The following is a 19082-nucleotide window of genomic DNA, read 5'->3' on the forward strand; positions in this document are numbered from 1 at the left end:
GCAGTGGTCCGCAGGATGCCGTGCGCAGCATCGCAGTCTGGAGCGGTGCGGCGCCGGATTGTGGCGTCTATCACGCCGGCTATCGGCATGTGGTGCCGCGTGGGGCGCCGGTCGCATGGATGGTTCGATCCAGACGCGGTGAGTTTCTCCATCGGCGGCGCCTCGGGCGCGGCCTGGCGCCAGCTGCGCGCGAGGCCCGCCGTGTCTACTGGACGCCAGTTGCGCGGGCCGAATCGCCTGTCGCGCGTGCGGCGGCCGGGTGTGCTTGAATCGGAATGCCCGTGCGCGATCGCAGTGTGGTCGGCGTGTGTCCTTCGTTCTTTCTTCGTTCGCATGGCATGGGAACGGTGGCGGTCCGAAGGCGGCGGCCTGTACCGCCATGTGTGGCTGCTCGAGCGCGCGCCGTAGTGATGGCGTGCACGCCGATCCGCGCCTGGGCGAGGGCGGCAAGGGCGTATCCCGGCCAACGTCGCGCTGAACAGCATCGGCGATGCCGCGGCGCAGGCGCAGCTGGTGACCTTGGCTACTGAGGCTGGCGGCGCCGGCCCGCATGCGCGCCGGCTTCGCGACTGGGATGCCTGTTCCGAAGCCGCGCAGTGTCGACCGCGCGTGCCGCGATCTGCGCTAGGTTCGGCCAGGCGGCATTGCATCGCGTGCAGGCGGGTGGAGGAGGCGGCGGCGTTGCAGCCGCAGCGACCGGGCACGAGCAAGACACGACAGACGTTTGCATCGGGACCGGAACGGTCGCGGCGGCAAGCGCATGCGCGGATGCCGGTCGCCCGGCGCACATCCATCTCACCGCTGCAGGAGCCACCATGAACTTCGAGATCGCGACCTGGTACGACACCTGGAACGGCACCGGTGCCGACAATCTTGCGCAGGGCAAGGTGCCGCTCGGCTATGCCAGCCGCTACAACCTGGCCTTCGGCATATTCGTCGAGACCGGCAACGGCTATACCCTGGACCTCAACGCGCAATTCGCCGCGCAGAACCTCGCTCAGATCAAGACGCAGGCGCCCGGCGCGCTGATCTATGCCGGCGTCGGCGACACCGGGTTGGTGGCGACGGTGGCGGACAATCGCGACAACGCCAACCGTTCCACCGCCAACATCGTGGCCTATCTGCAACAGCAGGGCCTCAACGGCATCAGCATCGATTCCGAAGGCGACGGCATGTCCTCGGTGGTGGAGCTGGTGACGCAGCTCAGCCCGAGCTTCAAGGCGGCCGGGCTCGGCATCGCGGTGTCGGTGCCGTGGCCTGCCGGTGGGCCGGTCGCGCTGTACGGCGACGGCGCGGTGGCGGCGTTCAATCAATACGTGGATGCCGCCGAATTGCAGGACTATTCGTCCTCCGGCACGCCGCAGGATGCGCAGGTGTGGATCCAGGCCGGGGTGCGCGCCGACATCCTGATGGGCGGGGTGGCCACCGAGAACGGCAACGTGCAGACCTCGCTCGAAGACACCGCGGCCTGGACCAGCTACGCGTTGCAGAACGGCTTGCGCGGCATGTTCAGCTGGAGGCTCGACAACGACCATGGCCAGGACGGCCAGGAAGAGGACGTGGACCCGACCTTCACCGGCGCCAAGACGATCTACGACACCGTCCATGCGCAGCGCGGCGCCGCGGACCCGGTGCGCTAGCGCGCTTCGGCACGGCGGCAGTGCGCCGCCAGGCCTGGGTGCATGCGTGGCACGCTGCACGCCGCTTGCATCGTCGCGCGCACGATCGGGGCGTCATGCGTCGCTGGATATACTCCAGCGGCGCAGACGAGAGAGAAGACCGAGGACGTGAGTGCCAGCCATGACGCCTACGCGGATCAGATTCGCTACCTGACCGAGCTAGGGCCGCGTGCGTCCGGTACGCCGGCCCACAATGCGCTGATCGACCATGTGGCGACCGCGTTGGCCGAGCTCGGCCTCGACGTGCAGCGCGATCCGCACACATTCGAACGCTGGGAGGTCGACCGGGACGCGCTGGCGCTGCAGGTGGGGGAATGCCGCATCGCGATCGCCTCGGCGTGGCCTTATTCCGGCGAAACTCCGCGCGAAGGCACGACCGCGCCGCTGGCCCTGCTGCGCGGGCGACGCAAGCACTGGCGAGCGGCCGCCGGCAAGATCGCGGTGATCGAAGTGCCGCACATCGCGGTGCCGACGACGCTGTTGGTCGAGGCCTGGGACGGGCCGCTGCCGTTCGACAGGGTCTCCAACCCGATCATCAGTTCCGAACTCGCCGGCACCGATCTGGCCAAGGCGAAGCGCGCGGGGGTGCTCGGCGTGGTCGCGGTCTGGCGCGGCCTGCCCGATGCGGCCGCTGCGGGTCAGTATCTGCCTTTCACCCGCGGCTATCAGGGCCTGCCGGCCGTTTGGGTTGCCGAGAGCCAGCGCGCGCAGCTGCTCGCCGCCGCCGAACGCGGCGCTGTGGCCACGCTGACCGTGAGCGCGAGCAAGACCGCGAACGCGCGCATGGACACGCTCTGGGCCGTGTCGCCGGGAACCGGTCCGCGGGCCAGCGAGTCGGTGCTGGTCGTCACCCACAGCGATGGCGGCAACGCGGTCGAAGAGAACGGCCACATCGGCTTGCTCGCGCTGGCGCGCGACGCGGTCGCCGCGCCCCACCAACGCAGCATCGTGTTCGTCTATACCGCAGGCCATCTGCGCATGCCTGCGGTCACCGCGCATGGCCAAGCCACCACGGCCTGGCTGGATGCCCACCGCGAGCTGTGGGCCGGAACCCCCGGCGGTTACGCCGCGGCCGCCGGCCTGGTCATCGAACACCTCGGCGCAAGGCATTTGCGCATCGATTCGGACACAGGGCGCTACGCGTCCGACGGCTCGCTCGAGCCCGAATTGCTGTACGCCACCACGCCCGAACTCGCCCGACTCACGCGCAGGCTATGGAGTGGCGCCGTCGTCGACGCGGCGACCCCGGTCAAGCCCGGCGCGTTGCTGCACTTCGGCGAAGGGGAACCGCTGTTCGAGCGCAGAATTCCTGCGGTCGCGCTGGTTACCGGTCCGGAGTATCTGCTCGCCGAGTGCGAAGGCGACCTGGTCGATATCGACGCGCTCGCGCGGCAGGTCGACAGCTTCCGCCGCCTGCAGCAGCACCTGGCCGGCAGCGCCGAGCGGGCGTCCTTCGGCAAGGTCGCACTGCCCGGCAAATTGAACAAGGCGCTTGCCGCCATCCGCGTCGCTCTGTTCCTGCTCCGGCGCCGTTGAACGCGCGCCGGCGGCGGAGATACGGAGCGTTCGCGGCGGATGCGGCCTGTCGATGCACGTGACCCTGTAGGAGCGGCTTCAGCCGCGACGGGCGTTACCGGTACGCCCGTCGCAATCGCAGTACCCGACCGCTGCGTCAGGGCAGCGTCGCAGCCTCGCGGAAGCCCGCCCGTCCGCAGGCGGCATCGTAGGCGTAGTCCGTCGCAGCGAGTACGTGGCGGCCGCTGTTGATGTGCGCCGGCGGTGCGTCGAGCGGTCCGCGCCATTGCACACTGTCCGGTGTCGCCGGTGCGGTGCCCCCGACCTTGAAGCCGTAGCTGAAGACCGGATGCCCGGCCGGACCGATGGCGAGCGTCATCTGCGTTCCTTCCGGTACCACCAGCGAGGTGGCCGCAGTGGCGTCGGAGGCGCGGCCGGACGTTGCGCTTGCAGGCTTTGCGGGTGTGGTCAGCTTCTGCTGCAATTTCGCCGGGGCAGGCGGTTGTTTGGTTGGGGTCAGCATCATGTAAGCGATGCCGGTATCCGGCAGCAGCTTGCCGCAGACCTGGTAATCGCTGCCGCTGGCCGGAAAACCGGCGCATGCGTTGGGCGCCTGCCAGTCGGCGCCACCGGCGGCACTCGCCGCGGCGCGCTGCAGCGGAATCAGCGAGAAGCCGCGCAGCGCCTGCGCGCTGACGCCCAGGGTGATACCGGACGCGCTGACGATGTAGCCCGGACTCATGCTGCCGGCACGCATCTGCGTGAGGTTGAGGAACGGATTGCGCGCCGCATCGACGCCGCGGTCGTAGCCCACGCCCATCATGCCGAAGTCGGGAGAGATCGTTTTGCAGTTCTTCAACGTCTGCGTGCCGCCGCTGCTCAGGGCGAGGGTGTTGTTGTAGGCCGCGCAGTTGTCCGGCGCCTGGCTCAGCGTCTTCGCCGACCCGGGCGGCGTTCCCTTCGGAATCGTGGCGACGTCGCAGGTGCATTGCGCCGCCAGGACCTCGATCGCGTCGATGCGTGCCGCGGCGCTTTTGCCGTCGGCCGATACGCCGAGCCGCATCGGCACCTGCACGTATTTGCCGGGGTGGTACTGGCTGTTGCTGGAATAGAAGATGTAGCCGAGCTTGGTCGAGGCGTCCCAGGCCTGCTGGATCGCCGCGCTGAGCGGCACCACCACGCCGGTGGAGCCGGTGTCCACTTCCAGGACCTGGCTGGCGGCAGCGGCGGAGGTCGCCGAGGCCGGCGGCGTGCCGACCTGCACCCGCACCTGGTAGGCGTATTTCGGCATGTTCTGCGAGACCAGCGGCAAGCGCAGGGTCTGCGTCTGCAGCCGGCAGGATTGCGCCTGCGCGGCGCCGGCCGCGGCCAGGCAAACCACTGCGGCGCTGCAGCGTGTCCATCGGTTCATGGCGATCCCTCGTATGGATGTCGCTGCGATGCTAGGGGCATGGCCGGCGCAGGGCGCAGCGACGCATGTTCGTCCAGGCACTTGTCTACCTCGATGGGCGAGGCGCTGTGGTGGAGATTCCAGTCCGCACTCGCGCCGGCGCCGCCGCCGATGCGGCAGCGGTCTTCGCCCGGACAGGCGTCGCCGCGCGCGGCGGATCCGGTGCGGATGGCCCGTCGCGCCGTGGGCCATGCCACGCGAACGCCACCGTCGTATTTTTTTGTCGGAAGACTGGCGCAATGCCCAGGAGGGCTGTAGAATGGCTGGCTCCCAAGCGGGAATAGCTCAGTTGGTAGAGCGCAACCTTGCCAAGGTTGAGGTCGCGAGTTCGAGTCTCGTTTCCCGCTCCAGATTCAGACAGAGCCCCGTCAGCGGGGCTTTGTTTTGTCGGACACCGCTGTTGGCGGTTTCGGCTAGAATTCAGTCCACCGGCCTGGTGGCAGAGTGGTTATGCAGCGGACTGCAAATCCGCGTACGCCGGTTCAATTCCGACCCAGGCCTCCATCTGCACTTCGACGCCCGGTAGATCCACGATCTACCGGGCGTTTGCGTTCGTGGCTGCCCGATCTGGCGGGCGCTCGCCGCGGTGGATCGCCGCCGCGCTTGCCCGGCCCTTTTGCTGCGCGCCTGGAATGCCTGTCGTTCCCGTCGCCGACGGCGTGCCGGTCAGGCAGCCGCGAACAACGCCGCCAGCAACGCGGCCAGCAGCAGGGCGGCGCCGGTCAGCAGCCGCGGCCGCAGCCTGCGTGGCGGCTGGCGCTCGATCGCGTTGGCGCTGGCCCAGCGCAACAGGCCGTGGGCGAAGCCGTGGCTGTCCATGCTGCGGTCGCAGGCGTCCACGCAGGCGCCGCAGGCGGTGCAGGCGTAGTGCGGGCCGTTGCGCAGGTCGATGCGCGCGGGGCAGGCGTCCACGCAGGCGCTGCAGTCCACGCAGTCGCCGAGGTGCGCGTCGGTGAACTTGGGCAGGGTGCCGGCGTAGGTGGCCAGCGCGTCGCCGCGGTGGCCGCCCTGGCCGGCGAGCCGGGCGATGCTGGCGCGCAGCGCATAGTCGCGCGCGGTGCCGGCGTCGAGCAGGCGCCGCCCGCGCTGGGCGACGCTGCCCTGGCCGCAGGCGCGCCCGCCGCGCGGCTCGCCGCGCATCGCGTCGTAGCCGATCAGGGGCGTGTCGCGATCGCACAGCAGCGGCTGCAGCCGCGCGTAGGGGCACAGGTAGCGGCACACCTGGCTGCGCAGGAAGCCGGCATTGCCCCAGGTGGCCAGGGCGTAGAACAGCACCCAGAAGCTTTCCCAGCCGCTCCAGGCGAATGGCCGCAGCCGCGCGACCAGGTCGGCGATCGGTGCGAAGTAGCCCACGAAACTGATCCCGGTCCACAGCGCCAGCGCCGCCCAGACCACATGCCGCGCGGCCGCCGGCCACGCGGCGAAGCGCCGTTCCAGCCAGGCGAATGCATGGCTCCAGACCGATTGCGGGCAGGCGAAGCCGCACCACACCCGTCCGGCCAGGGTGGTCGTCACCATCAATGCGGCGGCCGCGGCGAACAGCGCCAGCAGCAGCCAGCCGACATCGTGCGGCCACAGGGTCAGGCCGAACAGGTCCAGGCGCCGCGCGGGAAGGTCGAAGCGCAGCGCCTGGCGGCCGTCCCAGCGCAGCCACGGCAGCAGGTAGAACGCGGCGAACAGCAGCCACAGGCTGCAGCGGCGCAGGCGCGCGTAGCGGCCGCGCGGCGGTGCCGCGGCATCGGCGGCGCCGTGTGCGGCACTGGCGTCGTGCATGCGCAGGGGAATGCCGCGGGGCATCGGCGTTCCGCTCACGACAGCGACTCGTCGTCGTCTGCAGCGGCATGCGACGCCGGCCGCAGCAGGAACCCGGTCAGCACGCTCGAGCTCAGCGTGGCCAACCAGAACATGAAGAAGCCCAGCGTGTAGCCGAGTTCGCGGCTCAACGGGCGGCCGGGGAAGGTGATGTCGCGCAGCGCCAGCGGATCGACCAGGGCGAAGAACAGCACGCTCATCGCGCCGGCGACCAGGAAGCTGGGCCACAGGATCACGCCCAGCCGCTGCACCAGCGGGCGCGGCGCGGCGGCATCGAGCGGATCGAGCAGGGGGTCGTCGCTGGGCGTCATGACGGGCGGGCTCCATCGCGGAAGGGGAGGTGCGGCATGCGCCTGGGTGGTGCCACGCATGGGCTGGCGCCGCCCGCACGCGGTCGCGCCGCCGCTCCCCGTCGGCGTCGGCGCAGGCGCATGCCGCCCATGCAGACTAGGCAGTGCAGCGCGTGGCGACATTGATCCTGATCAAGGCCGGGCCGCGGCGGCTGCGGATACTGGCGCCATCGAGCAGGAGCACCGACATGCATGACCACATCGCCGCGTTGCCGTTGCCCGGGCCGGACCTGTGCAGCGAAGAGGAAGTGAGCGCGCTGGTGGACGCGTTCTACCGCCGCGTGCGCGCCGACGCCGACCTGGCCGCGGTGTTCGCCGCGCATATCGAGGACTGGGACGCGCACCTGCTGCAGTTGACCGATTTCTGGTCGGCGATGCTGCGCGGCACCCGCCGCTTCCGTGGCGCGCCGATGCCCAAGCACATGGCCATGCGCGAACTCAGCGACGTCCTGTTCCAGCGCTGGCTGGGCCTGTTCCGCGCCACCACCGCCGAACTGGACAATGCGCCGATGCGCCTGTTGGCCGACGACATCGCCGCGCGCATCGCCGACACCTTCTGGCGCCGCCACCAGATGAGCTGGCGGCCGTTCGAGCCGGCGACGCCGTTGTCGCCTGTCGAGTGACGCAGCGGATCGATCCAGCGGATTGATCCAGGTCAAAGCGGCCTGCCGCCGCGCCGCGCATGCTGGCCGCCATGGACATCCTGACCGCCTCCGATCCCGCCGCCACCTGGACCTTCGACGCCGAGCTGCTGCGCCGCTACGACCGTCCCGGCCCGCGCTACACCTCGTATCCGACCGCGCCGCATTTCCAGGCGGGCTTCGGCCCGGCGCAGCTGTTCGCGGCGGTGCAGGCCAGCGATCCGACGCGGCCGCTGTCGCTGTACGTGCACGTGCCGTTCTGCCGCAACCCGTGCTTCTACTGCGGCTGCAACCGGGTCATCACCCGCGACACCGGCAAGGGCCGCGCCTACGTGCAGCGGGTGTTGCGCGAGGCGGCGATGATGGCCGCCTGCCTGGACACCGAGCGCGAGGTGGTGCAGTTGCACCTGGGCGGCGGCACGCCGAATTTCCTGGCGCCGGACCTGCTCGGCGAACTGCTGCAGGGCCTGCGCGGGCTGTTCCGCTTCAGCCAGGCGCCGGACCGCGACATCTCCATCGAACTGGATCCGCGCACGGTGACGCCGCAGGACATCGCCGCGCTGGCGGCGCTGGGGTTCAACCGCGCCAGCCTGGGCATCCAGGATTTCGATCCGCTGGTGCAGCAGGCGATCAATCGCCGCCAGGGCGTGGCCGAGACGCTGGACATCCTGCGCGCCTGTCGCGTGCAGGGCATGCGCTCGGTCAACGTGGACCTGATCTACGGCCTGCCGCGGCAGACCCTGGCCGGCTTCGAGCGCACCCTGGACACGGTGATCGCGGCGCGCCCGGACCGCCTGGCGGTGTACGGCTATGCGCACATGCCGCACCTGTTCAAGGCGCAGCGGCGCATCGCCGATGCGGACCTGCCCGACGCCGAGCACAAGCTCGCGCTGCTCGGATTGGCGGTGCGCAAGCTGTCTGCGGCCGGCTACCAGTACATCGGCATGGACCATTTCGCGTTGCCGCACGAAGACCTGGCGCGCGCGCAGCGCCAGGGCGGGCTGCACCGCAATTTCATGGGCTACACCACGCATGCCGACACCGACCTGCTCGGCCTGGGCGTCAGCGCGATCAGCCGCATCGGCGACAGCTACAGCCAGAACCAGCGCGAGCTGCCGGCCTGGGAAGCGGCGGTGGATGCCGGCGACAGTCCGGTGCTGCGCGGCCTGCGGCTCAGCGCCGACGACGCGCTGCGCGCGGAGCTGATCCAGCAGTTGATGTGCCAGGGCCGCGCCGATGTCGCGGCGCTGGCGCAGCGCCATGGCATCGACTTCGCCAGCTATTTCGACGAGGAGCTGCAGGCGCTGGCGCCGCTGTGCGCCGATGGCCTGGCCGACTACCGCGACGGCACGATCCAGGCCACCGCGCGCGGGCGCCCGCTGCTGCGCCTGATCGCGATGTGCTTCGACCGCTATCTGCGCCAGCCGGCGCAACCGGCGCGCTATTCGCGGGCGATCTGAGCGCCGCGCGGAGTCACCAGGTTCACCGTTGCCGAATGGCATCCCCGGCGCCGTCGTGGCGGCGACGCCGGGGTTCTTTTCGGTTGCCGCGCAGGAGCCTGCTGCCTGCGCCGCGGTTCACAAGCGGGCTGCAATCAGGCACGCTAGCGGCACCAGGCCCGGATGGCGAAACTGGTAGACGCATCGGACTTAAAATCCGCCGGGGGCGACCCCATGCCGGTTCGATTCCGGCTCCGGGCACCAGTGGCGTCGTTGACGCCGGGAATGGGGAATGGAGAGTAGGGAATGGGGAAAGGCGGGTCGGCTTCCGCGCATTTCCCAGACTGCACGCTCGTGATGCCGCAGCTGTAGCGTGCGCCGACATGGCGCATCTTTGCGGGCTGCGCCGATCTGCATGAAGTACAACGTCATTGGGCCGGCGCCGGCTCGGCATCGCCGGAGCGGTCGCTCGTTGCGCCGACGGCAAGCTCCTTATCCAGCCAGCGCGCCACCTGCTGCAGCAGATTGCGTTGCAGATCGCGTTCTTCCGGCCAGTGCGTGCTGCGCGGGTAGGTCACCATCTGCACCGGCGTGCCGTTGGTTTTCAGCGCCTGGTACAGCATCTGCCCTTGCGCCAGCGGCACGCGCTGGTCCTGTTCGCCGTGCAGGATCAGCACCGGCATGCGCACGCGTTCGGCGTAGCGCAGCGGCGAGCGCTCGTCCAGCATGGCGCGTGCGGCCAGGGCGTCGCGTCCGAAATAGCCGGGCAGGAAATCGTGCACGTCGGTGGTCAGCGCCATGCTGTACAGGTCGGTGACGCCGGCGCCGACGATGGCGGTGCGGAAGCGCCGCTGCGGGTCGTGGGTCGCGGCCCACGCCGCCAGGTAGCCGCCGTAGCTCCAGCCGCCGATGGCCACGCGCGCGGGATCGGCGATGCGCTGGGCCACGATCGCGTCCAGGCCGTCGAGCACGTCCTGGTAGTCACCGCCGCCCCAGTCGTTGTTGGCCGCTTCGGTGAAGGCGGCACCCTGGCCTTCGGAACCGCGCGGATTCGGCAGCAGCACGGCGTACCCGTGCGAGGCCAGCAGCTGCGCCCAATCGTGCCAGGAGCCGAGCCAGCCGGACCACCACGCCCATGCCGGCCCGCCGTGGATCTGCAGCAGCGTCGGCAACGGCGTGCCGGCTTTCCATCCTGGCGGCAGCACCAGCACGCCGTCGATGCGGCGTCCGTCGCGCGAGCTGCGCCAGCTCAGTTCGCGCAATGTGCCCAGCGCCCATTGCCGTACCTGCGGATTGCTGTCGGTGAGCGCGTGCGTGCGGCCGTCGCGCAGCAGCCAGATTTCCGCCGGGGCCGTCGGCGTTTCGCCGAGGAAGGCGACACGGCCGTCGCGGGCGAGGGTGAACGCGGCCCAGGCCGCATGCGTGGCGGCCAGCGTGCGCGCCTTGCCGCTATCGGCGTCGACCTGCAGGAATTCGGCGCGCAGCCCGCGCTGGCCTTCGACCACGATGTGCGCATCGTCGCGCCATTGCGCATGCCACAGCGTGCCGTCCCAGTCCGGCGCCAGGCGCACCCGGCGATCGTCGGCCAGGCGGTGCGCGAGCAGGGTCGAGGTCATCTTGCCCCGGCTCAGCGCCGCGTACAGCAGCTGGCTGCCGTCGGGCGACCAGCGCGGCGGCTGCGCGCCCACGTCGGTGGCGACCACGTGCAGCAGGTGGCCGTCGGCGGCATCCACCAGCAGCAGCCGCGAGCGGTTCCAGTAGCCGTTGAAACCGGGGGCGTCGGCCACGCGCAAGGCCAGCTTGGTGCCGTCCGGCGACCAGGCCAGTTGCGAGACCTGCAGGCCGGGCGCGGTCAGCGCGCGCGGCGCGCCGTCGGGCAGGTCGCGGACCCAGACCCGGTCGAATGCGGCGTCGTGGTCCACCTGCTGCGCATCGTCCTTGCGCTGCAGGTGTGCCTTGCGCTCGGCGGACGGCGGATCGGTAGCGATCCAGGCCAGGCGCTTTCCGTCCGCCGACCAGGCGAAGGCGCTGACCGCGCCTGCGGCGGCGGTCAGTTGCTGCGGCGCGCCGCCGCCGCGGGCGATGCGCCAGACCTGCATGCTCGGCGCGTCGGCGTCCGCCGCCGCGTCGCCGGGAGCGCAGGCGGGGCGCGGGTCCTGGGTCTTGCCGCGATCGGACAGGAAGCCGATCCAGGCGCCATCGGGCGACCAGCGCGGAGACGTTTCGCCGGCCGCGGAGCTTCCCGCATCGGTCAAGGCATGCGCCGACGCCGCGCCGGCGGCGGTGTCCACCAGCCACAGCCGCGACAGCGGCGGCTTGCCGTTGTCGCGCGGGGTCTTCAGCACGTAGGCGACCTGGCCGCCATCGGCGGAAATCTGCGGATCGTCCAGATGGCGCAGGTCGACGATGTCGTCGGCGCTGATCGGACGCAAGCCCGCCGCCGGCGTGGCGACGCTCCATGCCGACACCAGCAATGCGGCGCACAACCGCCATGGCAACAACGTTCGGGTCATAGCGGGGAATCTCTTCGAAGAATGCCGCCGTGGGACGCACGGCGGCAGGTGCGCGGCCGGTGGCGGCCGCGCAGGATGGCAAACGCAGGCTGCGGATGCCGGCTCAGAAATCGATCTTGACGTTGGCGGCGTAGGTGCGCGGCGCGCCGATCGCGAACTCGTAATAGCCCCCTTGCCAGTAGTCGCGGTCGAACAGATTCTGCACCTCGGCGCGCAAGGTGACGGGGCGGCCGCCGATCCGGGTCTGGTAACCGGCACCGGCGTTGACCACGGCATAGCCCTTGGCATAGACGGTCGTCTGCTGCGCGGTATTGTTGTAGATCGCGGTGCGCCCGTACCACTTCAGGTCCGAATGCAGCGCCAGGCCGTCGATGCCGGGCACCTGGTAGTCGGCGTCCAGGGTCGCGGTCAGCCTGGCGGTGCCTTCCAGTTGCTTGTCCACCAGCCAGGCGGTGCTGGTCTGCTGGTAGTAGGCGTCGAGCAGCAGCAGCGAGGCGCCCAGGCCCAATCGCGCGGTCGCTTGCACGCGGCCTTCCAGTTCCAGGCCGTCGTAGCGCAGGTTGCCGTCCTGCACGTAGTAGTTGGCCGCGTTGGCGTATTCGGCGCCGCGGTCGATCCGGAACAGCGCCGCCGCGGCCTGCCAGCCCGGCTTTTCGATCTTGTAGCCGAGCTCGTACTGCTTGCTCTGCAGCGGATCCAGCTGCGCGCCGGCATTGGCGAAGCTGTTGCCGACGCTGCTGCCCTGTTCCAGCGACTTCACGTAGCTGGCGTAGATCGTGGAGTCGGCGGCGGGCTTGAACAGCAGCGCCACGGTCGGCGTCCACACCGGCTTCTTGTAGATGTCGGTGACCTCGCCGGTGCCCCAGGCGTGGTTGGTCTGGGTGTAGTCGGTGAAGCGCGCGCCGAGCAGCAGCGACCAGTGCGGCGAGAAGGTCAGGGTGTCGCTGGCGAAGCCGGCCAGTTGCTTGACGTCCGAATAGCGGAACAGCGCCAGGTTGTCGGAACTGGGATTCCAGGCGAAGCGCACCGGCACCGACAGATAGCCCGAGCCGATCACGTCCCAGGAACTCAGGTTGCCGTTGCCCAGGTCCTGCGCCATTTCCTGCCAGGACGCGCCGACCACGACCTTGTGGCCGATCGCGCCGGTGGCGAAGCCGCCTTGCAGCATCGCCTGCGCGTACTTGAAGGTCCACAGGTCCAGGCCGTTGAACACCCAGTCGTCGTAGTAGCCGTCGGCGCCGTCCAGTTCGAAGTATTCCTGGCGCAGCCGGTAATCGTTCTTCAGGTAGCCCAGCGACAGCGTCGCCTTCCAGTCGGGCGAAATCTCCCAGGCCAGGCCGGTGGAGAGCATGCTGAACTTGTCGTGGTTGAGCGTGGCCGGCGAGGAATAGTTGGTGTTGCCGCTGATGCCGTCGGGCAGGTACTTGAGCGGGTAGCTCCAGGGATAGAAGTAGGGCGTGGGCGCATCGATCTGCTTGTCCTGGTACAGCAGGTCCGCGGTCCAGGTCACCGCCGGGGTCAGCTTGCCGACCAGCGACAGCGCGAACGCGTTGCGGTCGACGTGGCCGCCGGAATAGAAGTTGCCGGCTTCGTGCACGGCATTCATGCGATAGCCGAAATCCTTGTCCTGCCCGAGCCAGCCGCCCACATCGACGTGTTCGCTGACGACGCTGTCGGAGCGGTAGCCGACGTCGAGGCTGGCGATGTCGCCGCCGTCGGCAGGCGGCTTCTTGGTGATGTAGTTGACGATGCCGCCGGGCTGGCCGAACCCGTACATGAAGCCGCTGGCGCCCTTGAGCAACTGCACCTGTTCCATCGCCTCCAGCGGCAGGTTGACGCCGAACAGCGCGGTCGGCTGGCCGTTGACCTTCATGCTGTCCTCGAAGCTCAACGGCAGGCCGCGCACGATCAGCCGCGAGGCCCAGCCGTTGTAGTCGCTGCCGGCGCTGCGGCTGACGCTGGCGTCGCGCGAAAACACGTCCATCAGCGATTTGGCCTGGCGCGTTTCCAGTTGCTCCGCGTCCACCGTGCTGACCGAGAACGGCGTGTCCAGGTCGGATGTGTCGCCGAGCGCGCCGTTCTGCACCTGCTGTTTCTGTTTCTTGGCGGTGACCTCGACGCTGTTGAGATCGGTCACCTGGGTGCCGTCATCCTCCGCGGCGAACGCATGCTGCGTCAGCAATGCCAGCGCCAGGGCGACGGAGATCCGGCTGGACACCGCGGCGCGGCGGGGCAGGGCGTGGGAAACGGCACGGACGGGTATGGCGATCATGGCGGTCGAACCTCGCGAAAGTGGCTAGGCGAATGCCTCGACGCCGGGTCCGGCGAGCGTCGGCATACCGGCGCCCACGCACTGACTGCGCCGGTACGGGCGATGACGACGATCCGGCGAGCGGAAGGCAGAAGCGGAGGCCGGGCAGGATGGATCCCGCTCCAGCAGTGCAAGGCGGGCCTGTCCCCGGCCGGAAAGCGCATCCCCACTTTCTCTGCCTTGCTGTGATCCTATGTAGCGCGGCGCCGCGCTTGCGGCAATGCAGCATTTCTAGCGAATCCAATAGCCAGGCTGATAGATCGTGTTCACCGATGCTCCAGGGCCGCCAACGCGCGCTGCTGGGTGCGGCGCATGCTGCCGATCAGCCACTCGGTGAAGCGTGCGGCCGAGCTGCCTTCCCGGGCCGGCAGCAGCGACATCAGCCGGTAATGCGCGCTGGGCACCGGCGGCCGATCCAGCGCCGGCACCAGCAGGCCGGAATCGATCAGCCGCTGGATCCCGACCGAGCGCGCCATCGCCAGGCCGTCGCCGTAGATCGCCGCCTGGTAGGCCAGATAGGCCAGGTTGAAATGGCGTTCGGCGGTGATCCGCCAGCGCGGTTTCTCGGCCACGTGGTCCAGCCACTCGCGCCACTCCGCGCCGGCCAACTCGCCTTCCAGCCAGACCGCGTCGTCGTGCATCAGCAGCACGTCGCGCACCTGCGCCGGCTGCGCGTCCAGGCGTTGCCGCGTCGCCGGCGAGCACACCGGAAAGATCGTCTCGGCGAATTCGGCCAGCTGGCACAGGCCGGCGATCGGCGCATGCGAATAGCCGATCACCACGTCCACGCGCTGCTCTTCCATCCAGTACGCATGCGGCGCCACCATCTCCGCGCGCACATGCAGCTCGATGCCCTGGCATTCGCGGTAGAAGTCCGGCAGGTGCGGCATCAGCCATTCGATCGCCAGCGATGGCGGGCATACCACGACCAGCGCGCCGCCCTGCGAACGGGCGATGCGCGACAGCGCGTCGTTGAGGCCGGCCGACGCGCCGTTGACCGCGCCGAGCAGGGTCATGCCGGCCGGGGTCAGCGCGATCCTGCGCTGGCTGCGGCGGAACAGTTCGGTGCCCAGCCGCGCTTCCAGCCGCAACACGCGCTGGCTGACCGCGCCCTGGGTGACGTTCAGCGCCGCCGCCGCGCCGGTGATGCTGCCATGGCGGGCGGCGGCGCGGAACACCCACAGGTCCGACAGCAGTTGCGCGTCCAGGCGAAAGGCGTCCTGCTCGGCGCAGGACGACAGCACGGCGTCTTTCATTGAAACAGGCCCCCGCTACCGCCGATGAGCCCCCCCCTGATGCGAATCTAGCCTTGCGCCTGGCCGGATGTGTGTCAAGGCGCGCAATACGGCGACGGCCGCCGCCCGATCGGGCGCAGACGCGATGCGTGCCGGGGTGCGCGAAGCGCTTCGCCCAGCCGCCGCTGCCGCCTGCCGGTCGGGTCCGCCGGCCAGGCCCGCGTTGCCGGGCGCTGTCCGCGCGCGGAAAGGAGCACGAAAGACAGCCCGCCTAGGCTCTGCCCGAATTAGCCGGAGAGCCGCCTTGCGCGTCCAGTGGAAAATTCTTTGCGATTTCGACGGTACCGTGTCGCTGCAGGATGTGACCGATACCTTGCTCGAGCGTCTCGGCCAGCCCGGCTGGCGCGCGTTGGAAGACGATTGGGTGGCCGGGCGCATCGGTGCGCGCGAGTGCATGAGCGGCCAGGTGGCGCTGCTCGACGGCGACGTCGACGCGCTGCACCGCGTGCTGGACGAGGTCCGCATCGATCCGGCGTTCGTGCGCTTCGTCGATCTGGCGCGCGACCTGGGCATGCCGCTGAGCATCGTCAGCGACGGCCTGGACTACCCGATCGCGCGGATCCTGGCGCGGCACGGCCTGCATCAGCTGCCGATCATCGCCAACCGCCTGCTGCGCACCGACGCCGGGCAATGGCGCATGGCCTCGCCGCACGCGCAGCCTGGCTGCGCCAGCGGCACCTGCAAGTGCGCGGTCATGGCCCAGCAGGAGCCGGCGCGCGCCACCTTGCTGATCGGCGACGGCCGCTCCGATTTCTGCGTGGCCGGCAAGGCCGATCTGGTCTTCGCCAAGGACGGCCTTTTGCGCCATTGCCGCGCCAGCGGCATCGCCCACCGCGCGATCGGCGGTTTCGACGACGCCATCGCGCTGCTGCACGAGCTCGCCGCGCCTGCCGCCGCCAGCGCCCGCTTCCCACTCCCCGTTCCCCAACGAGCCTGATCCCCATGAATCGGAATGTTCCGCTCCCCACCGCGCTTGCGCCGCTCCACGGCGATCTCGAGACGCTCGATCCGGCCGCGCACGACGGCCTGCAGCCGGCCTCGCCCGATCCGGACGCGCTGCTGCGCACCGGCCCGGCCTACCACGCCGCGCTCGGCGATGCGCAGATGCTGGCCGACGAGGCCGAGTACTGCTCGTTCGGCGACACCGTGCACTACAGCGAGCCGCCGCGGATCTTCGCCCACTGCGACGGCAGCTATCTGTACGACACCGAGGAGGTGCCGTACCTGGACCTGCAGATGTGGTATTCGGCGGTCAATTTCGGCTACGCCAATCCGCGCCTGAACGGCGCGCTGAAGCGGCAGATCGACACGCTGCCGCAGGTGGCCAGCCAGTACCTGCACCCGACCAAGATCGAACTGGCCAAGACCATCGCGGTGGATGCCGAACGCAAGTGGGGCCGCAAGGGCCGCGTGCACTTCAACGTCGGCGGCGCGCAGTCGGTGGAGGATTCGCTGAAGCTGGTGCGCAACGCCACGGGCGGCAAGAGCCTGATGTTCGCCTTCGAGGGCGGCTACCACGGCCGCACCCTGGGCGCCTCGGCGATCACCTCCTCGTACCGCTACCGGCGCCGCTTCGGCCACTTCGACCGCGCCCAGTTCATCGAATTCCCGTACCACTTCCGCGGCCCCAAGGGCATTTCCAAGGAAGAGTACGGCGAGCAGTGCGTGGCCAAGTTCGAGCGCCTGTTCGAGACCGAGTACAACGGCGTGTGGGATCCCAAGGCCGGGCAGTGCGAGTACGCCGCGTTCTACGTCGAGCCGATCCAGGGCACCGGCGGCTACGTGATCCCGCCGCCGAACTTCTTCACCGGCCTGAAGCGGGTGCTGGACAAGTACGGCATCCTGCTGGTGGTGGACGAGATCCAGATGGGCTTCTTCCGCACCGGCAAGCTGTGGGCGATCGAGCATTTCGGGGTGACCCCGGACGTGCTGGTGTTCGGCAAGGCGCTGACCAACGGCCTCAATCCGCTGGCCGGCATCTGGGCGCGCGAGGAATTGATCAACCCGACCGTGTTCCCGCCGGGTTCGACCCATTCCACCTTCGCCTCCAACCCGCTCGGCACCGCGGTGGGCCTGGAAACGATGCGCATGCTGGCCGAGACCGACTACGAGTCGATGGTCATGGCCAAGGGCGCGCATTTCCTCGACGGCCTGCGCGACCTGCAGAAGCGCCATCCGGAAATCGGCGACGTCGACGGCCTGGGCCTGGCGCTGCGCGCGGAGATCTGCCAGGCGGACGGCTTCACCCCGAACCGCAAGCTGCTCGACACGATGGTGGACATGGGCCTGGAAGGCGAGCTGCGCCACAACGGCAAGCGCATCGGCCTGGTGCTGGACGTGGGCGGCTACTACAAGAACGTGATCACCCTGGCGCCGTCGCTGCACATCAGCCACGACGAGATCGATCTGGGCCTGTCGCTGCTGGACCAGTTGCTGACCCGCGCCAAGCGGGTGGCATGAGATGGCGGGAGACAGCGCGTTGGCGCCGCGTTGCCTCCCGTCGTCCGCCGCGGCATCGGCCTCAGCGCGCCTCGCGCAACGCGAGCACCGCGTTGAGGCCGCCGAAGGCGAAGGAATTGCTGAGCACCGTGCGCACCGGTTGCGCGCGGGGTTGGTTGGGCACGTAGTCCAGGTCGCAGTCCGGATCCGGATCCAGGAAGTTCGCGGTCGGCGGCACCGTCTGCTCGCGCAGCGCGCCGATCGCCGCGACCAGTTCCAGCGCGCCGGCGGCGCCGAGCGCATGCCCGTGCACCGCCTTGGTCGAACTCACCGCCAGCGCATCGGCGTGACTGCCGAACACCTCACGGATCGCCTGCGTCTCGCAGCGGTCGTTGGCCAGGGTGCCGGTGCCGTGGGCGTTGATGTAGTCGATCTGCTGCGGCTGCAGGCCCGCATCCTGCAAGGCCAGGCGCATCGCCGCGGCGGCGCCGTCGGCGCTGGGCGCGACGATATCGTGGGCATCGGCGCTCATGCCGAAACCGGCCAATTCGGCCAGCGCCATGGCGCCGCGCGCGGCCGCATGCGCGGCGCTTTCCAGCACGAAGATGCCGGCGCCTTCGCCCAGCACCAGGCCGCTGCGCTGCGCGCAGAACGGCCGACAGGTGTCGTCGCTGACCACGCGCATCGCTTCCCAGGCGCGGATCAGCGGCAGGCTCAGGCAGGCTTCGCTGCCGCCGGTGATGGCCACGTCGGCCAGGCCGTGGCGGATCAGCAGCGCCGCCTGCGCCAGCGCGTGGTTGGCCGAGGCGCAGGCGCTGGAGACGGCGAAGGCCGGGCCGCGCAGGCCGAAGGCGATGCTGATCTGGCTGACCGGGGCGTTGTTCATGCTGCGCACGATGGTCAGCGGATGCAGGCGCTCGGCCTGCTCGCGGTACAGCCGCCGCGACTGTTCGTCGCGGCTCAACTCGGCGCCGACGCCGGTGCCGATCACCACCGCGCCGCGTGCGGCGCCGGTGCCGTCCACGTCCAGGCCGGACTGGGCCACGGCCTCGTAGGCCGCGACCAGCGCCATCTGCGTCATCCGGTCCAACTGGCCGGGCGCGATGCCGCCCAGTTGCGCCGCCTGCGGCGCGAAGCCGGGCAGGGCGGCGGCCAGGCGCATCTTCAGGGTGGCCTGCGGATCGGGCGAGGCCAGCGCGGCGATGCCGCTACGGCCCTCGCACATGCCGCGCCACAGGGCATCGGCACCCAGGCCGAGCGCGCTGACCGCGCCCATCCCGGTGACGACGACGCGGTGTCCCTGCGCCGAGCGGTCCATGCCGGCTCAGTGCGCCGGCGCCAGCGCAGCGGCGGCCTTGGCGGCCAGCGCCTGGTGCACCGCTTCGGCCAGCTTGCCCAGCGAGCCGTCGTCCAGGTTCGGATCGCGCTGCGGGAAGGTGATGTCGAAGTGCTCCTCGATGTCGAACAGGATTTCGATCGCCTCGAGCGAATCCACGCCCAGGTCCTGCAGTTTGGTGTCGGCGGTCAGGCCGGCGGGATCGATCTCGCCATGCTTGGCGACGATGCTGTGGATCTGTGTCTCGATAGACGGGGTCATGGCAGTCCTCCGCGAAATGAATGGCCACCGCGCGGCGCGTG

Annotated in this window: 14 protein-coding genes and 3 tRNA genes; 9 read left to right on the top strand and 8 right to left on the bottom strand. The window is 69.9% G+C overall.

The genetic code is table 11. The features are described from left to right. Window positions 1-815: 815 nt before the first annotated feature. Together H9658_RS18215 and H9658_RS18220 are read left to right on the top strand one after the other, a co-directional pair. Entirely contained in the window at window positions 816-1640 is an 825-nt protein-coding gene (locus tag H9658_RS18215) for a glycoside hydrolase family 18 protein (RefSeq protein ID WP_191826454.1), read from the top strand. Window positions 1641-1682: 42 nt separating this feature from the next. Then, window positions 1683-3215 carry a hypothetical protein gene (locus H9658_RS18220; protein WP_191826455.1) on the top strand — a complete coding sequence of 511 codons (1533 nt, stop codon included), beginning with the start codon at window positions 1683-1685 and terminating at the stop codon, window positions 3213-3215. 136 nt (window positions 3216-3351) lie between these two features. Here H9658_RS18220 and H9658_RS18225 read toward each other — a convergent pair whose 3' ends face one another. After that, complete coding sequence (locus H9658_RS18225; protein WP_191826456.1) at window positions 3352-4605, bottom strand: hypothetical protein; 1254 nt, start codon at window positions 4603-4605, stop codon at window positions 3352-3354. A 313-nt stretch (window positions 4606-4918) separates the two neighbouring features. Between H9658_RS18225 and H9658_RS18230 the strand changes: the two genes are divergently transcribed. Both H9658_RS18230 and H9658_RS18235 read left to right on the top strand, forming a co-directional pair. Beyond that, window positions 4919-4994, top strand: a tRNA-Gly gene (locus H9658_RS18230). Between the two features lie 80 nt (window positions 4995-5074). Continuing rightward, a tRNA-Cys gene (locus H9658_RS18235) sits at window positions 5075-5148 on the top strand. 162 nt (window positions 5149-5310) lie between these two features. Here H9658_RS18235 and H9658_RS18240 read toward each other — a convergent pair. Beyond that, window positions 5311-6441 carry a 4Fe-4S dicluster domain-containing protein gene (locus tag H9658_RS18240; protein ID WP_225210096.1) on the bottom strand — a complete coding sequence of 377 codons (1131 nt, stop codon included), beginning with the start codon at window positions 6439-6441 and terminating at the stop codon, window positions 5311-5313. 11 nt (window positions 6442-6452) lie between these two features. Continuing rightward, entirely contained in the window at window positions 6453-6767 is a 315-nt protein-coding gene (locus H9658_RS18245) for a hypothetical protein (protein WP_191826457.1), read from the bottom strand. Window positions 6768-6994: 227 nt separating this feature from the next. On the opposite strand from H9658_RS18245, the gene H9658_RS18250 reads away from it, so the two are divergent. The 3 genes from H9658_RS18250 (at window position 6995) to H9658_RS18260 (ending at window position 9150) form a co-directional block, all read left to right on the top strand. Then, window positions 6995-7429, top strand: coding sequence for a group III truncated hemoglobin (locus H9658_RS18250; protein WP_191826458.1), 435 nt, complete (start codon window positions 6995-6997; stop codon window positions 7427-7429). A 71-nt stretch (window positions 7430-7500) separates the two neighbouring features. Continuing rightward, window positions 7501-8907 (top strand): oxygen-independent coproporphyrinogen III oxidase, encoded by a 1407-nt coding sequence (gene hemN, locus H9658_RS18255; protein ID WP_191826459.1) that lies wholly within the window; start codon window positions 7501-7503, stop codon window positions 8905-8907. 156 nt (window positions 8908-9063) lie between these two features. Then, a tRNA-Leu gene (locus tag H9658_RS18260) sits at window positions 9064-9150 on the top strand. Window positions 9151-9314: 164 nt separating this feature from the next. On the opposite strand, the gene H9658_RS18265 is transcribed toward H9658_RS18260, so the two are convergent. The 3 genes from H9658_RS18265 to H9658_RS18275 form a co-directional block, all read right to left on the bottom strand. Beyond that, on the bottom strand, window positions 9315-11399 hold the full coding sequence (locus H9658_RS18265; RefSeq protein WP_191826460.1) for a S9 family peptidase: 2085 nt from the start codon (window positions 11397-11399) through the stop codon (window positions 9315-9317). 103 nt (window positions 11400-11502) lie between these two features. Then, window positions 11503-13671 (bottom strand): TonB-dependent siderophore receptor, encoded by a 2169-nt coding sequence (locus H9658_RS18270; protein ID WP_191826461.1) that lies wholly within the window; start codon window positions 13669-13671, stop codon window positions 11503-11505. A 305-nt stretch (window positions 13672-13976) separates the two neighbouring features. Continuing rightward, window positions 13977-14966 (bottom strand): LysR family transcriptional regulator, encoded by a 990-nt coding sequence (locus H9658_RS18275; protein WP_191826462.1) that lies wholly within the window; start codon window positions 14964-14966, stop codon window positions 13977-13979. A gap of 283 nt (window positions 14967-15249) precedes the next feature. Between H9658_RS18275 and H9658_RS18280 the strand changes: the two genes are divergently transcribed. Beyond that, window positions 15250-15942, top strand: coding sequence for an MtnX-like HAD-IB family phosphatase (locus H9658_RS18280; protein WP_179564071.1), 693 nt, complete (start codon window positions 15250-15252; stop codon window positions 15940-15942). Between the two features lie 167 nt (window positions 15943-16109). Continuing rightward, the gene (locus H9658_RS18285) at window positions 16110-17465 is read left to right on the top strand and encodes an aspartate aminotransferase family protein (RefSeq protein ID WP_206228713.1); all 1356 of its coding nucleotides are present in this window, start codon (window positions 16110-16112) and stop codon (window positions 17463-17465) included. Window positions 17466-17526: 61 nt separating this feature from the next. On the opposite strand, the gene H9658_RS18290 is transcribed toward H9658_RS18285, so the two are convergent. Continuing rightward, window positions 17527-18762, bottom strand: coding sequence for a beta-ketoacyl-[acyl-carrier-protein] synthase family protein (locus H9658_RS18290; RefSeq protein ID WP_191826463.1), 1236 nt, complete (start codon window positions 18760-18762; stop codon window positions 17527-17529). A gap of 6 nt (window positions 18763-18768) precedes the next feature. Further along, window positions 18769-19041, bottom strand: coding sequence for an acyl carrier protein (locus tag H9658_RS18295; RefSeq protein ID WP_191826464.1), 273 nt, complete (start codon window positions 19039-19041; stop codon window positions 18769-18771). Window positions 19042-19082 lie beyond the last annotated feature (41 nt).

The organism is Xanthomonas bonasiae (genome assembly GCF_014836395.1).
In the GTDB taxonomy this organism is placed as follows: Bacteria; Pseudomonadota; Gammaproteobacteria; order Xanthomonadales; family Xanthomonadaceae; genus Xanthomonas_A; species Xanthomonas_A bonasiae.

Coding starts and splice junctions, on each gene's coding strand:
- H9658_RS18270 (WP_191826461.1), bottom strand. CDS start 13,671: ATGATCGCCATACCCGTCCGTGCCGTTTCCCACGCCCTGCCCCGCCGC.
- H9658_RS18220 (WP_191826455.1), top strand. CDS start 1,683: ATGCGTGGCACGCTGCACGCCGCTTGCATCGTCGCGCGCACGATCGGG.
- H9658_RS18245 (WP_191826457.1), bottom strand. CDS start 6,767: ATGACGCCCAGCGACGACCCCCTGCTCGATCCGCTCGATGCCGCCGCG.
- H9658_RS18290 (WP_191826463.1), bottom strand. CDS start 18,762: ATGGACCGCTCGGCGCAGGGACACCGCGTCGTCGTCACCGGGATGGGC.
- H9658_RS18225 (WP_191826456.1), bottom strand. CDS start 4,605: ATGAACCGATGGACACGCTGCAGCGCCGCAGTGGTTTGCCTGGCCGCG.
- H9658_RS18250 (WP_191826458.1), top strand. CDS start 6,995: ATGCATGACCACATCGCCGCGTTGCCGTTGCCCGGGCCGGACCTGTGC.
- H9658_RS18265 (WP_191826460.1), bottom strand. CDS start 11,399: ATGACCCGAACGTTGTTGCCATGGCGGTTGTGCGCCGCATTGCTGGTG.
- H9658_RS18285 (WP_206228713.1), top strand. CDS start 16,110: ATGCTGGCCGACGAGGCCGAGTACTGCTCGTTCGGCGACACCGTGCAC.
- H9658_RS18240 (WP_225210096.1), bottom strand. CDS start 6,441: ATGCCCCGCGGCATTCCCCTGCGCATGCACGACGCCAGTGCCGCACAC.
- H9658_RS18295 (WP_191826464.1), bottom strand. CDS start 19,041: ATGACCCCGTCTATCGAGACACAGATCCACAGCATCGTCGCCAAGCAT.
- hemN (WP_191826459.1), top strand. CDS start 7,501: ATGGACATCCTGACCGCCTCCGATCCCGCCGCCACCTGGACCTTCGAC.
- H9658_RS18215 (WP_191826454.1), top strand. CDS start 816: ATGAACTTCGAGATCGCGACCTGGTACGACACCTGGAACGGCACCGGT.
- H9658_RS18275 (WP_191826462.1), bottom strand. CDS start 14,966: ATGAAAGACGCCGTGCTGTCGTCCTGCGCCGAGCAGGACGCCTTTCGC.